We start from the raw sequence: 14,398 nt of genomic DNA on the forward strand, positions 1-14,398 counted from the left end.
GGCATGGACACCGTGGCGGTATTCTCCGGTGGCGTGCGCTTCTACCGGCCCCTGATTAGGAGACACGCCCTAGGAGGCTGCTGAATTAATCGTGGGTTGGGCGCGTCGGCTGGACTCGTGGGCCTGGTGATTAAGACTGGTCTTATGCAGGGACGCGAGGACGCGCAACGCGGGTATTTGGATGTGGAGGCATTGGCCGGAGAGTTATTGGCTCCGGGCAGTGTCTTCGCTTTTCTGGCCAAACACCGGGGGCGCCTGTTTCCGGATTCAATGATGGAGGACCTCTTTCCGTCGCGGCGGGGCCGGCCGTCGGTTCCGGCGCGGGTCATCGGTTCGGTGCTGGTGTTGCAGGCACTGCAGGGGCTCTCTGACCGGGAAACCGCCGAGGCTTTGATCTTCGATCTGCGCTGGAAAGCCGCGTGCGGGTACGGGTTGACCGATACCGCGTTCCACCCGAGCACGCTGACGTATTGGCGACGGCGTCTGGCCGGGTCGGGAAACCCGCACCGGATCATGGAGGCCATCGCCGAGGTCGTGGCGGAGACCGGAATCCTGAAGGGCAAGCGCCGGCGGGCGATGGATTCGACGGTCCTGGATGACGCGGTCGCGAGGCAGGACACCATCACGCAGCTGATCGCCGGAATCCGCCGCTTCGGCCGTGACGTCCCTGACGGCCAGGACCTGGTGAGCGCCCACGCTACGGGGTATGACTACACGCGCACCGGCAAACCGGACATCGCCTGGGACGACCAGGAGGCCAAGGACGGGCTGGTCTCGGCGCTGGTCACCGACGCGCTGGCGCTGCTGGCCGCGGTCGATCCCGAGACCTTGGACACCAAAGCGGCCGATGCGTACGCACTGCTTGCACTCGTCGCCGGACAGGACGTGGAACCCGCCGAAGACTCGGACGGGACCGACGGGCGGTGGCGCATCGCCCGGAAGGTCGCCCCGGACCGGATGATCTCCACCGTGGATCCGGACACCCGGCACGCGCATAAGACCCGGTCCCGGCAGCAGGACGGATTCAAGGCCCATTTGGTCATCGAGCCCGATACCGGGCTGATCACCGCCGCGGAGCTGACCAAGGCCTCCGGACCGGAGAACAGTGACGGAGCCGTCGGTGCCCGGCTGATCGGCATGGATCCCACGATTGCCGGCACCAGCGTGGACGTCCTGGCCGACTCGGCCTACGGTTCCGGGGAAATGCTCGCCGCTCTCGCCCGCACCGCGCACACCCCAGTGATCAAACCCTGGCCGCTGCGCCCGGCTGTCGAAGGCGGGTTCACCCTCGATGACTTCACCGTCGATGAGGCCGCCGGCACCGCGACCTGCCCGAACAACATCACCCGCACCATCACCGTCAAACGGCGGGTTACGTTCGGCACAGCCTGCAACGGGTGTCCTCTCAGGGCCCGGTGCACCACCTCACCACGGGGACGCAAGCTCGTCCTCCACGAACACGATGCCCTGCAGCGCGAACACCGTCAACGCGCCACGGACCCCGCCTTCAAGGATGACTACCGCACGCACCGGCCCATGGTCGAGCGGTCCATAGCCTGGCTCACCCGCGGCAACCGACGCGTTCCCCACCGCGGCATCAAACGGAACAACGCTTGGCTGAAACTGCGAATCGCTGGACTCAACCTGCGACGCCTTCTCGCCCTCGGACTGACAGAGAACGACGGATCATGGGCGCTGGGATAATCCACCGCCCGGACCCCGACTCATCGATAAAACCACTGGATGACGCCCCAGATCTGAGGCAGAATGAAGCCAAGCGGGCGGAACGACCCCGTTGTCGCACCCAAGGGTGCTGACCAGAACACGCCGCTAGACGACCATTGGTGGCGTCCCGCCCGCCCCACAACCGCCTTATTCAGCAGCCTCCTAGCGGAGTCCCCACCAAAGAACCGGTCGTCCTCGTGGCACCCTTCGCCGCCCAGGCCACCGCCGCCGGCTACNCCGTTGTCGCACCCAAGGGTGCTGACCAGAACACGCCGCTAGACGACCATTGGTGGCGTCCCGCCCGCCCCACAACCGCCTTATTCAGCAGCCTCCTAGCGGAGTCCCCACCAAAGAACCGGCGGCTGTACTGCGAGAGTTGCGGGAACCAACGCTTCGTGGCGGCTGGCGCTGACAGGCAAATGCTTTCAGCCTCAGCCGCATGTGCAGCACGTCGGTCCCTTGGGCCCCCGAGTGCCAGTACGCCGATTCGCTCAGAGCCGCGAATAGGCCACGTTACTTACCGGCGTTCACTCCTGGCTGGCTCGGCGTCGACATACGAGCCTGGTCGCAGGGTGGGCTGGGACGCGCATTTGCACTGTGCGTCCACTTGCAGATGGACAGTTACTTCGCGGGTGTCCTCAGGGACGTTGAGGGTGAGCGTTTGCATCACGTTTGTGTCTTTCATCATTTCGGAACGCCTCTCGATAGTTTGCTGATTATTGGACCATCTCTGCGCTGCCACGCGGCGCGCGAGTAAGCCTTGCTTCCGCACCCGGAGGTCCTTGTCGACCGCGGGTTACGTGCCAAGGCCCGATATCACTGTAAATCCTCAACTGCACAAAATGTAAGCCCCAATGCTCATGTGAGCATGGCGGTGGATCGGCGGCTGACAGCAAACTTCGCCGGGGAGGCTTCTCATTCCAGCTTTGCCACCGACGTCGCACAGATGGCGGTAGCGGAACCTCTGCAAGTTGTGGAATTCTCCCGGAGCGCTGGCATTCGGCGAAAGTGTCCCGTCGGAACCGCGATCGGCGTTCAACTGGACCTGCGAATTTAGAGGAGCTCGGAGCCGAAAAGGACTGCGCCGGTTGATTTGTGCCTGTTTCTGACGTCTTCGGCCCATTCAACCGCCTCTGACGGATCCAGGAAGGTCCGTTCAGAACGGGGCCAGTCGGGTAGTTCACCTGTGAGTGCCCAGGCTGCCTGGCGGGCGGCTCCCAGAGCTGCGTATTCGCGAGGTTCGGGCCAGCCGACCTGGCGGCCCGTCAGATCGGCGACGGCCTGTCTTAGCGCCATGGAGCGTGACCCGCCACCGATTAGGGTGACACGCTGAACACGAAGTTCGGCCCGGGCCAGGTCATCGATGGCATCAGCGATCGCGCAGGCAAGGCCGAGCACGGCGGCGCGGGCAAGGTTCTCGGGGGTCATGGATTGTCTGGTGAGGCCTACCAGGGCACCTTGCGATTCCGGAAGCAATGGTGTTCGTTCGCCATCCAGGTAGGGCAGGAAGCACAGTCCCTGGGCGTCCGGTGGACCTGCGGCGGCGAGCATGTCCAGTTCGTCGAGGCTCAGCCGGAGCATCCTGGCGGTGGAGTTCAGCGTCCGTGCACCGTTCAGCGTGGCCACAATGGGCAGCTGGCCGCCGGCGGCGTCCGCCATGTCTGCGACGTGCCCGGCAGGGTCGGCAACGTGCATGGTGTCGGACATGGACACGGTCATGCTCGTGCCAATGGACACGACCGCTTCACCGGGCTCCGCGCCGAGCCCGAACACGGCCGCGGCATTGTCCCCGCAGCCTGCACCAACGACTACCCCGGACCGGGTGATGCCTGCACGTTCTCCGGGTTCCAGGACCCGTGGCACTTCCGGCGCCCTCCCGAAGGCGAATTCCATGATGTCTTCGCGGTAGCCGGCGCCTGTGGAAGCCCAGTATCCGGTTCCCGAGGCGTCGGAGCGGTCCGTCGTCGGTTCGCCCGCTGCCCCCAGCAGGTGCCAGGTCAGCCAGTCATGGGGGACCATGACTTTCCGGAGCCGGGCGGCGGTCTCTGGTTCCGTGCGCGCGAGCCAGCGCAGCTTTGATACGGGGTGGGCAGCGGTGGGAACCATGCCGATCTCCCTCGCCCAGCGGTCTTGTCCGTATTCGTGCCGGAGGTCGAGCGCGCATTGGGTGGCGCGGTGGTCGTTCCACAGGATGGCGTCGCACAGGGGCTCGTTGTCTTTGCCGAGCAGAATCGTCGAGTGCTGCTGGGCCGTGATGGATACGGCTTTGACGCCGCGCAGGGACGCCGCGCCGACGCCGATGAAGGCGTCCCACCAGTGCCGCGGGTTTACGGCTGTGCCGTCGGGGTGCGGCAGCGCCGTTGATCCTGTTACGTCTCCCGTTGCAACATCGACGGTGATGTATTTGCAGCTTTGCGTCGAGGAGTCGACGCCGGCGACGAGCAGTGGGCGCGCCATGGTCAGCCTCCGAGTAGTCTTTCGGCTGTGGCGCTGTCTGTCACGAGGCCATGGAGCAGGCCGGAGGCCAGTATCGCCCGGATGGCCCGGGTTTTCGTGGGGCCACCGGCCACCGCGATGACGGTGGGGATGGCACGCCACTGTTTCTCGGAGATTGCGATGCATCGGTCATCGATGTCGTGGATGACTTCGCCCGTGTCGGTGATCAGTGTTGCGCCGAATTCCGCGACGACACCCCGGGCCAGCAGCTTCTCGCGGTCCGAGGTGTCGAGTGCGCGGTTCTTGATCATTTGGGAGTTTTCGGGTTGCCACGAGCCGATTGCCCCTACAGCGACGGTCACGCGAGAAAACTGTTCAAAGGTCTGGCTTGTGTCCGGCTGACGGCGCACGCCAACCGCGGCCTGGGCGTCGCTCATCACCAGGGGCGAGTAGATCGTCCACGGCCGGACACCGGCGATTGCACTGATGCGGCGCATGATCTCGAGGCCCGTCTCCTGGATGGGACCTGCGACCCCTGCAAGCTGCACAACCCCGCACTTCGGCAGGCTGCTCAAGGACCGCGCCATGGCGCTGAGGGTGCGGCCTGAGGTGAGTCCGAGAACATCGTTGTCGGTGAGGATTTCGCTCAGCAGGTCCCCGGCGGTGGATCCCAGCCTTGCCTGCAGGACATCATCGGAGTCCGAAGGCACATCGACAACAACGGCGTGCATGAGGCCGAAACGGTCCTTGAGCTGCACAGAGAGATCGAGCCGCATGCCCGAAGGACTCTGAATGTCGATTCGAACGATCCCTGAGCTCACTGCTTCGTCGAGAAGCCGGCCAACCTTGAACCGGCTCAGACCGGTTTCGTTGGCGATCTCAATGCGGGTCTTGTTCTGCAGGTAGTGCTGGGTCGCTATATGCGCGATCTGCACCTGCCTACCCGGACCTGGGGTCTGTGCCATGACATCTCCTCCTTGATTCATTTGAGCACACATTCCCAGCAAATGTCAGGGGTGCTCCTATGAGCAATATAATATCATTTAATGTCGTTTGCTCATATGAGCATTGGGTATTAACTTTTGTGCCTCATTGTCGTAGAGTGATACCTGTCACTCCCCACGTGGCGATGAGACGGCAAGCAAAGGAGCTCGATACAGGTGTCGACCGTCCAAACCGACGACAGAACTACCGTCGTCCCCATGCTCGATTGTTCGGGTATCACTATGTCCTTCGGAGGGATCCCCGTTCTCAAAGGGATCACCTTCTCCCTGGAGCCAGGCACCGTCACGGCCCTCGCTGGCGAGAACGGTGCCGGGAAGTCCACGCTCATGAAGATCGCTTCGGGTCAGTACCGCCCCGACAGCGGCCAGGTGCAGGTCCGCGGCCAGCACCTGCCAAGCGGCAACACGCAAGCGGCCTACGCCCTGGGCGTCGCTATCGTTCCCCAGGAACTCGCGTCCATCCCCGAAATGATGGTCTACGAGAACCTGTTCATCGGACGGGAGCTGAAGAACCGCTTCGGCGTTCTCGACCGTGCTGCCATGATCGAGGCCGCGAAGGGCTACCTCAAGGAATTCGGCCTGGACACGGACCCCAAAACCCGCATGAAGGCGCTGCCCGTGGGCGTGCGCCAGATCATCGAAATTATCAAGGCAACCCACCGCGGGGCCCGCGTACTGCTGCTCGACGAACCCACCAGCGCGATCGCAGCGCGCGAAGTCGCCCGGCTGGTCGGAATCGTGCGCTCACTGCGCGATCAGGGCGTGGCCATCCTCTTCACCACGCACAAGATGGAGGAAATCCGGGCGATGGCCGACCGCGTGGTCGTGCTCCGTGACGGCAAGCTCGTCAGTGACACGCCGCTGGCCGACATCACGGACGACGGCATCGTCACCGCCATGATCGGCCGCGAACTCGACCAGCTCTTCCCGGAACGGCCTGACGCCGGAACCGACACCGTGCTCGAAGTCGATAACCTCGTCATCGCCGCCGGCGCGGAACCAGTCAGCTTCACCGTGAAGAGAGGCGAAATCCTTGGCCTGGCCGGCCTCGTCGGTGCCGGACGCACCGAGCTCCTCGAGTGCATTTACGGCATCCGCAAGCCCGTCTCCGGGACGGTGACGGTATCCGGCACCACACTGAAGCCAGGTGCCCCGCTGAGCTCGATCGCCCGGAACCTGGCGATCGTCCCGGAGGACCGCAAGGGCGCCGGCGCCGTGCTCTCCCTGAGCGTTCTGGACAACGCCACACTGCCGCGCATCGCCGCTTTCTCGAAATTCGGCATCCTCAGCGGCCGTAAGCGGCGCGAGGCCATTGGCACGGTCATGAAGTCGATGCGCCTGAAGAGCAACGGCCTGGACCAGCACCTCGACCACCTTTCCGGCGGCAACCAGCAGAAAGTCGTCTTCGGCCGGTGGCTCACTGGCGAGGTTGACGCGCTGCTGCTGGATGAACCCACGCGAGGCGTCGATATCGGCGCGCGCAGCGAGATCTACCGCATCATCACGGAACTGTCGTCCGCCGGAATGGCTGTCGTCATGGCCTCAAGCGACATGCCCGAGATCCTCAGCCTCTCCCACCGTGCGTTCGTGATGCGCGAACTGAGCGTCGTCGGCGAACTTGACCGCGCCCAGCTTGACTCCCCGACCGTTCAGGACTCCATCTTCCGACTGGCCTCCGGCCAGAATGCCGCACCCGTGAAAGACACCACGCCATGAATACAATCATTGAAGCCGTCCCCGCCCTGCAACGCCGAGACTTGAAGGAAATCGCCAGCGGATTCCTCATCCGCCACATCATGGTCGTGGTGATGCTGCTCATCGTCGCGTTCTTCGCCTACCGCAGCGCACGGTTCGCCACACCCGATAACCTCACCAACATCCTCATCGCGGCCGCGCCTTTCGCGCTCATCGCCCTCGGGCAGACGCTCGTGATCCTGACCGGCGGCATCGATCTCTCCGTCGGCAGCGTCATGGCCGCCAGCGCCATGGCCGCCGCCTGGACCGCGAAAAACGCAGGCGACAACCCCATGCTGCCGCTGCTGGCAGCAGTGGTCACCGGCCTGCTCGCAGGTTCCATCAACGGGCTCATCGTCAGCAAATTCGAAGTGCCGCCGTTCATCACCACACTCGGGATGTTGACCCTGGCGTCCGGCATCGCCTACGTCATCGGCAACGGCGCCCCCATCAGCGGGCTGCCGGCCAGCTTCGGATCCTACGCCAACACCCAGATCCTGGGCCTGACGCTCCCTGTCGTCCTCATGATCGTTGCGATCCTCGTCCTGGCCTTCGTGATGAAACGCACGAACTATGGCCTGCGCGTTTACGCGATCGGCGGCAACCGCCTTGCCGCCGAAATCGCTGGCGTCCGCTCCCGCAACATCCTGTTCAGCGTCTATGCCATCAGCGGCGTGCTTGCCGGGCTCTCCGGCCTGATGCTCGCCTCTCGCGTCATCACCGGCGCCCCTAACCTTGGCCAGGGCTACGAGCTGGACGCCATCGCCGCGGTCGTCATCGGCGGTGCGAGCCTCATGGGCGGCCGGGGAACCGTGTGGGGCACCGCAATCGGGCTGCTGTTGATCCAGACCATCAACAACGGCCTGGACCTCCTGCTCGTGCCCGCCTACTGGCAGAACGTCATCAAAGGCGTGATCATCGTCGCCGCCGTCGGCGTCGACGTGTGGGCCGCCCGCCGCGGCAGCCGCTGACAGTCCCGAAACCATCCCCCACTAGCCCCAAACCTATGAGAAGGAACATCATGAAGAAACCATCCTCAATGACGAAGAAGCTGCTCGCGGGCACCGCGATGGCGGCCGTCGCCACCCTCGGCCTCGCAGGCTGCGGCGCCGGAGACCCCAGCGCCACCGGCGGAGATAAGACAATCACGGTCGGCGTGACTGTGTACGACATGTCCTCGTTCATCACCCAGGGCAAGGAAGGCATGGAGGCCTATGCCAAGGCCAACGACATCAACCTGCAGTGGAACTCGGCCGGTGGCGACGTGTCGGCCCAGGCCAACCAGATGGACCAATACGTCAACGCCCAGGTCGACGCGATCATCATCGTCCCCGTCCAGGCCGACTCCCTGCAGCCGCAAATTGCTGCCGCGAAGGCGGCCGGTATTCCCGTCATTGACGTCAACACCGCACTGTCCGGTGCGGATCTGAGCGCCAGCGTGCAGCCCGATGACGTGGCGGCAGGAGAGCAGGAAGCGACGATGATGATGGAAAAGCTCGGCGGCAAGGGGAACGTCGTCATCCTCGAGGGCCCCATTGGCTCCTCCCCGCAGATCAACCGGGGCAAAGGCATCCAGAACGTGCTCAGCAAGAACCCGGACGTCAAGGTCCTGGCCAAGGACACCGCCAATTGGAAGCGCGACGAGGCCGTCAACAAGATGAGCAACTGGGTTTCCGCGTTCCATGGCGAGATTGACGGGGTGATTTCGCAGAATGACGACATGGCGCTCGGCGCGATCCAGGCGCTGCGTGAGGCAGGAGTTACCAATATCCCCGTCGTCGGAATCGACGGCATCGAGGACGGACTCAAGGCCGTGCAGGCCGGGGACATGATTGGCACTTCGCTGCAGCACGGCACCGTTGAGCTTGCCGCCGGCCTCGCGGTCGCCGCAAAGATTGCCCGCGGCGAGGACGTGAACAAGAAGCCTCTCTACACGATGCCCGCCATCACCGCGGCCAACGTCGGGGATGCCTTCAAGAACGTCGTGACCGGCCGGGAGGCCTTCCTCGAAGGCCTGCCCAAGCTCATCGACGAGAACCTCAAGAGCGGCAACATCGCTTACGAAGGCCTCCCCGGCCAGAAGAAGTAACCGCTCACCCACCCTGCCGGGGCCCGAACACCATGGGCCCCGGCCACCCCTCAACAACCTTCCGACCGGAGCGCACCACCATGACTGTCCTTTACAACGACCCCGCCGATTTCGCCGAAGATCAGTTTGCCGGCTTCCTCGACCTCTATTCCGACCGTCTGCGAGGTGTCCCTGGCGGTGCCGTCGCCCACCGCTCCGAGACGCCGCAGGTCGCCGTCGTCGTCGGTGGAGGCTCCGGGCACTATCCCGCGTTCTGCGGCATCATCGGTCCCGGCTTCGCAACCGGAGCCGTCGTCGGCAACATCTTTACATCCCCCAGCGCAGCTCAGGTCTACTCCGTGGCCAAGGCTGCCCACCAGGGCAAAGGCGTCATCCTCACCTTTGGCAACTACGCCGGGGACAACATGAACTTCGGCATCGCCGCGGAACGCCTGCGCAAGGAAGGGATCGACACGCGCATCGTCGTCATCACTGACGACATCGCCTCCTCGCCCACCGAGTCAGAGCGCCGCGGCATCGCCGGCGACTTCACCGTCTTCAAGGCCATGGGCGCGGCCGCTGCAACAGGTCTGGACATCGACGAAGTCGAGCGGATTGGCCGGGCCGCCAACACCGCCACGCGCACTTTCGGCGTCGCGTTCTCCGGCTGCACCATGCCCGGCGCGTCCGCGCCGCTCTTCACGGTACCCGCCGGACACATGGGCGTCGGCCTCGGCATCCACGGCGAACCCGGCATCCGCGACGAACCCCTCACAACAGCCGACGACCTCGCCCACCTCCTCGTCACAGACCTCCTCGCCCACGCGCCGGCTTCTGCCTCCTCCCGCGTCGCGGTCATCCTCAACGGCCTCGGCACCACCAAGTACGAGGAGCTCTTCCTGGTGTGGAAATCCGTCGCGCCGCGGCTGCGAGAGTCGGGCCTGGAAATCATCGACCCCGAAGTCGGTGAACTCGTCACGAGCCTGGACATGGGCGGCATCTCCCTGACACTTATGTGGCTCGACGAAGAACTCGAGCGCACATGGACTGCCGACACCTACACTCCCGCCTACCGCAAGCAGAAATCTCCGATCAGCGCGCTCCGCCCCGCCGTGAGCGACCTCATCACCGCCGAAGCCCACGAGGATGCGCCCACCCCGAGCGCCGCAGCAGCCCCCATCGCCGAACTCGTCGTCGACGGTCTCCGCACCCTGGCACGCACGATGCACCACAACGAACTCGAGCTGGGGCGCATCGACGCCGTCGCCGGCGACGGTGACCACGGCCGCGGCATGGTCAAAGGCTCAGATGCGGCACTCGCCGCAGCAGAGAGCGCGGCCGCAGCATCTGCAGGTCCAGCGTGGATCCTGGCCAAGGCAGGACAGGCATGGGCCGCCGCAGCCGGCGGCACCTCCGGTGTTCTCTGGGGCGCAGGGCTGGAAAGCGCCGGAGCAGCGCTCGATGATCAAGCCCTCACCTTCGGCGGCGGCGAGCTCACCGCCGCTGTGCACGCCTTCGCCACCGCCATCACCGACCTCGGGCGTGCGAAGCTCGGCGACAAGACACTTGTCGATGCGCTGCTGCCCTTCGTTGACACCCTCGAGCTCGCGCTTCTGAGCGGCAAAGACCCCGCCGACGCCTGGGCCACCGCGGCAACGACGGCCACGACAGCTGCCGCGGAGACAGCCGCACTGACCCCGAAGATCGGACGCGCCCGCCCCCTCGCAGAGAAGAGCGTCGGAACACCGGACGCCGGGGCGACCTCCTTCGGCATGATCGTCAGCGCCCTCGAAGCCCTCACCCCCGCAAAAGAAAGGAACCAAGCATGACCGACAACAAATGGCGCATCGTCATCGGCTGCGATAACGCCGGGTACGACTACAAGGAAATCCTCAAACAGGACCTCGAAGCAAGCGGCCTCGTGGCCTCAGTAGTCGACGTGGGCGTCGACGCAGACGGCGACACTGCCTATCCGCACATCGCAGTCAACGCGGCCCGAATGATCGCCAACGGCGAGGCCGACAGGGCACTGCTCGTCTGCGGCACCGGCCTCGGCGTCGCCATCGCCGCCAACAAAGTGAACGGCATCCGCGCTGTCACAGCCCACGACTCGTTCTCAGTGGAACGCAGCGTGCTCAGCAACAACGCCCAGGTGCTCTGCATCGGCCAGCGCGTTGTCGGCCTCGAGCTCGCAAGGCGTCTCGCCAGGGAATGGCTGACCTACCAATTCGACACCAGCAGCACCTCGGCCGAAAAGGTCCAGGAAATCTCCGCCTACGAAGGATGACACTAATGGAACAGGAATTTGAAGGCCGCGTCGCCATCGTGACCGGCGCCGCGAGCGGTATCGGCTACACCGTCGCCCACCACTTCGCCGTCCGCGGCGCACGCGTCGTCGGCGTTGACCTCTCCGACCGCGTCAGCGCGCTCATGGCCGAGCTGCCCGGGAAAGGCCACCACGGCATCGCCCGCGACCTCACCGCTCCCGAGGCAGCCACCGAGGTCGTTGCCGAGGCCGTCCGGGTGGCAGGCACACCCCATATCCTGGTCAACTCGGCAGGCATCGCCCTGCTCGACCCGGCAGTGGATGTACCGGCCGCCCGCTGGCAGGCCACAATGGACGTCAACCTCAGCGCCAGTTTCTACATGGCCCAGGCCGCCGGCCGAGTCATGATCGACGCCGGCTACGGCCGCATCATCAACCTCGCCTCCCAGGCGGCAGTCATCGGACTCGACCAGCACGCCGCCTATTGCGCGTCAAAGGCCGCGATCGTCGGGCTGACGCACGTGCTCTCCCTCGAATGGGCGCCCAAGGGCGTCACGGTCAACGCAGTGTCACCCACAGTCGTTGAGACCCCGCTCGGCAAAAAAGCCTGGGCCGGGGAGAAGGGCGAGAAGGCCAAGCAAGCGATCCCGGTCGGCCGGTTCGCCCAGCCCGAAGAAGTCGCATTCCTCATCGCCTACCTTGCCAGTGACGTCGCCGCGATGATCACCGGCACCAACGTCCTGATCGACGGCGGATTCACCACCGTCTAGTCAGGCATCGCACAGCGACGGAACGTCGCGCACCGCGAGGCGTTCCGCTGCTGTGCAATAGCCGTAGGCAAAGATCCGTGCCCACTGCCAGCGAACGTACGCTCCAGGCTAAGGGCGGCCGTGCCGCCGGAACCCTCCAGATTCGTCGACGTAGCCCCCGAGACACGGACATACGAATCTGGCCACCACTCCCATAACCCCTTAGACAACGGTGCACCAGGTACCGTCATCAGCACAGAGAGGGCCCGTTTTCGTGCCACATTTGGAAGAGCAAGAACTGTCATGGACCAGTTTGGACCAGAAGGCCGTGGACACTGTCCGGGTACTGGCCGCTGACGCGGTCGAAAAAGTAGGCAACGGCCATCCCGGCACCGCGATGAGCCTTGCCCCGGCCGCTTACCTTCTCTTCCAGAAGCTGATGCGGCACGACCCGAAGAACCCGGACTGGATCGGCCGGGACCGGTTCGTCCTGTCCCCGGGCCACACGTCCCTGACCCTGTACATCCAGTTGTTCCTTTCCGGCTACGGCCTGGAGCTGAACGACCTGCAGGCGCTGCGGACCTGGGGTTCGCTGACCCCGGGCCACCCGGAGTACAAGCACACCGCCGGCGTGGAGATCACCACCGGCCCGCTGGGCCAGGGCCTGGCGTCCTCGGTCGGGTTCGCGTACTCCCAGCGCCGCATGCGCGGCCTGTTCGACGCCGACGCCGCCGAGGGCACGTCCCCGTTCGATCACACGGTGTGGGTCATCGCCTCCGACGGGGACCTCCAGGAAGGTGTCACCTCCGAGGCGTCCTCGCTCGCCGGGCACCAGGAGCTGGGCAACCTGGTGGTGATCTACGACGAGAACCACATCTCGATCGAAGACGACACGGACATCGCGTTCACCGAGGACGTGCTCAAGCGCTACGAGGCGTACGGCTGGCACACCCAGCGGGTGGACTGGACCAAAACCGGCGAGTACGTCGAAGACGTCCAGGAACTGTACGCGGCGCTGCTCGCCGCGAAGGCCGAGACCACCAGGCCCTCGATCATTTCGCTGCGGACCATCATCGGCTACCCGGCGCCGAAGAAGCAGAACACCGGCAAGATCCACGGTTCGGCCCTGGGCTCGGAGGAAGTCGCGGCGCTGAAGCAGGTCCTGGCCTTCGACCCGGCCAGGAGCTTCCAGGTCGACGAGGACGTCCTGGCGCACGCCCGGGCCGTGGTGGAGCGCGGCGCCGCCGCCCGCACCGAATGGCAGTCCTCGTTTGAGGCCTGGCAGGCCGCCAACCCCGAGAACGCTGCCCTGCTGGAGCGGATCGAGGCCAAGAAGCTGCCCGTGGAGCTGGACGCGGCCCTGCCGGTCTTCGAAGCCGGCAAGGACGTCTCCACCCGCGCCGCGTCGGGCAAGGTCCTGAACGCGATCGGCCCGGTCCTGCCCGAACTCTGGGGCGGCTCCGCTGACCTGGCCGAGTCGAACAACACCACCATCGAGGGGTCCGCGTCGTTCATCCCGGCCTCCCGCTCCACCGGGGCCTGGAAGGGCAACCCGTACGGGCGGGTGCTGCACTTCGGCATCCGTGAGCACGCCGCCGCGTCGATCGTGAACGGCATCTCCCTGCACGGGCGGACCCGGGCGTTCTCGGGCACGTTCCTGATCTTCTCCGACTACCAGCGCCCGGCCATCCGTCTCGGCGCGCTGATGGGTGTGCCCTCGCTGTACGTGTGGACGCACGACTCGATCGGCCTGGGCGAGGACGGTCCCACTCACCAGCCGGTGGAGCAGCTGTCCACCCTGCGGGCCATCCCGGGCCTGGACGTGGTCCGCCCGGGAGATGCGAACGAGGTCTCCGTTGCCTGGAAGGTGATGCTGGAGAACCACGAGAACCCGGCCGGGATCGTCCTGACGCGGCAGAACATCCCCACCTACGCCCGCGGTGAAGGCGACGCCGAGGGCGACACCTTCGGCTCCGTAAACGGAGTGGCGAAGGGCGGGTACGTCCTGGCTGAAGCGTCCGCGGACGGCAAGACCGCCGAGGCCCAGGTCATCCTGATCGGCACCGGTTCCGAGGTCCAGCTGGCCGTGAACGCCCGCGAAGCCCTCCAGACCGAAGGCATCCCCACCCGCGTGGTGTCCATGCCCTGCGTGGAGTGGTTCAACAAGCAGGACGCCGCCTACCGCGACGCCGTCCTGCCCCCCGCCGTGAAGGCACGCGTGTCCGTCGAAGCCGGACTGGCCCTGGGCTGGCGCGAATTCGTCGGCGACGCCGGCCGTTCCATCTCGCTGGAGCACTTCGGCGCGTCCGCCGACGGTAGGCGCCTCTTCCAAGAATTCGGCATCACGGCAGAAGCCGTCACCGCAGCGGCGAAGGAATCCCTCGCCGGCCTCTTTAACTGATCCACCACGGTTCCG

The 14,398-nt window shown here is 65.4% G+C and carries 10 protein-coding genes; 8 read left to right on the forward strand and 2 right to left on the reverse strand.

Translation table 11 applies throughout. The annotated features are described in order from the left end of the window. Positions 1 to 144: 144 nt before the first annotated feature. Positions 145 to 1,704: an IS1182 family transposase gene (locus tag ASG77_RS16180; protein ID WP_056347397.1), complete on the forward strand. Its 1,560-nt coding sequence runs from the start codon at positions 145 to 147 to the stop codon at positions 1,702 to 1,704. 1,074 nt (positions 1,705 to 2,778) lie between these two features. On the opposite strand, the gene ASG77_RS16185 is transcribed toward ASG77_RS16180, so the two are convergent. After that, positions 2,779 to 4,182 (reverse strand): xylulokinase, encoded by a 1,404-nt coding sequence (locus ASG77_RS16185; protein ID WP_056347399.1) that lies wholly within the window; start codon positions 4,180 to 4,182, stop codon positions 2,779 to 2,781. A gap of 2 nt (positions 4,183 to 4,184) precedes the next feature. After that, on the reverse strand, positions 4,185 to 5,126 hold the full coding sequence (locus ASG77_RS16190) for a sugar-binding transcriptional regulator (protein ID WP_056347401.1): 942 nt from the start codon (positions 5,124 to 5,126) through the stop codon (positions 4,185 to 4,187). A 195-nt stretch (positions 5,127 to 5,321) separates the two neighbouring features. On the opposite strand from ASG77_RS16190, the gene ASG77_RS16195 reads away from it, so the two are divergent. From ASG77_RS16195 to tkt, 7 genes are all read left to right on the forward strand, one after another. Next, positions 5,322 to 6,881 (forward strand): sugar ABC transporter ATP-binding protein, encoded by a 1,560-nt coding sequence (locus ASG77_RS16195; RefSeq protein WP_235564609.1) that lies wholly within the window; start codon positions 5,322 to 5,324, stop codon positions 6,879 to 6,881. After that, complete coding sequence (locus ASG77_RS16200) at positions 6,878 to 7,870, forward strand: ABC transporter permease (protein WP_056347403.1); 993 nt, start codon at positions 6,878 to 6,880, stop codon at positions 7,868 to 7,870. Before ASG77_RS16195 ends, ASG77_RS16200 begins: the two co-directional genes overlap by 4 nt. Positions 7,871 to 7,920: 50 nt before the next feature. Then, positions 7,921 to 8,988, forward strand: coding sequence for a substrate-binding domain-containing protein (locus tag ASG77_RS16205; RefSeq protein WP_056347405.1), 1,068 nt, complete (start codon positions 7,921 to 7,923; stop codon positions 8,986 to 8,988). Positions 8,989 to 9,068: 80 nt separating this feature from the next. Further along, positions 9,069 to 10,796 carry a dihydroxyacetone kinase family protein gene (locus ASG77_RS16210; protein ID WP_056347407.1) on the forward strand — a complete coding sequence of 576 codons (1,728 nt, stop codon included), beginning with the start codon at positions 9,069 to 9,071 and terminating at the stop codon, positions 10,794 to 10,796. Further along, positions 10,793 to 11,254 (forward strand): ribose-5-phosphate isomerase, encoded by a 462-nt coding sequence (locus ASG77_RS16215; protein WP_056347408.1) that lies wholly within the window; start codon positions 10,793 to 10,795, stop codon positions 11,252 to 11,254. The genes ASG77_RS16210 and ASG77_RS16215 overlap by 4 nt, the downstream gene beginning before the upstream one ends. Positions 11,255 to 11,259: 5 nt before the next feature. Further along, entirely contained in the window at positions 11,260 to 12,003 is a 744-nt protein-coding gene (locus ASG77_RS16220; RefSeq protein ID WP_235564610.1) for a GolD/DthD family dehydrogenase, read from the forward strand. 262 nt (positions 12,004 to 12,265) lie between these two features. Continuing rightward, positions 12,266 to 14,383, forward strand: coding sequence for a transketolase (gene tkt, locus ASG77_RS16225; RefSeq protein ID WP_056347412.1), 2,118 nt, complete (start codon positions 12,266 to 12,268; stop codon positions 14,381 to 14,383). Positions 14,384 to 14,398: the final 15 nt, after the last annotated feature.

Origin of the sequence: Arthrobacter sp. Soil762 (genome assembly GCF_001428335.1) — a bacterium.
In the GTDB taxonomy this organism is placed as follows: Bacteria; Actinomycetota; Actinomycetes; order Actinomycetales; family Micrococcaceae; genus Arthrobacter.

Excerpts from the sequence above, each read along its gene's own strand:
- ASG77_RS16180 (WP_056347397.1), top strand. The coding sequence starts at position 145 with ATGCAGGGACGCGAGGACGCGCAACGCGGGTATTTGGATGTGGAGGCA.
- ASG77_RS16185 (WP_056347399.1), bottom strand. The coding sequence starts at position 4,182 with ATGGCGCGCCCACTGCTCGTCGCCGGCGTCGACTCCTCGACGCAAAGC.
- ASG77_RS16190 (WP_056347401.1), bottom strand. The coding sequence starts at position 5,126 with ATGGCACAGACCCCAGGTCCGGGTAGGCAGGTGCAGATCGCGCATATA.
- ASG77_RS16200 (WP_056347403.1), top strand. The coding sequence starts at position 6,878 with ATGAATACAATCATTGAAGCCGTCCCCGCCCTGCAACGCCGAGACTTG.
- ASG77_RS16205 (WP_056347405.1), top strand. The coding sequence starts at position 7,921 with ATGAAGAAACCATCCTCAATGACGAAGAAGCTGCTCGCGGGCACCGCG.
- ASG77_RS16210 (WP_056347407.1), top strand. The coding sequence starts at position 9,069 with ATGACTGTCCTTTACAACGACCCCGCCGATTTCGCCGAAGATCAGTTT.
- ASG77_RS16215 (WP_056347408.1), top strand. The coding sequence starts at position 10,793 with ATGACCGACAACAAATGGCGCATCGTCATCGGCTGCGATAACGCCGGG.
- ASG77_RS16220 (WP_235564610.1), top strand. The coding sequence starts at position 11,260 with ATGGAACAGGAATTTGAAGGCCGCGTCGCCATCGTGACCGGCGCCGCG.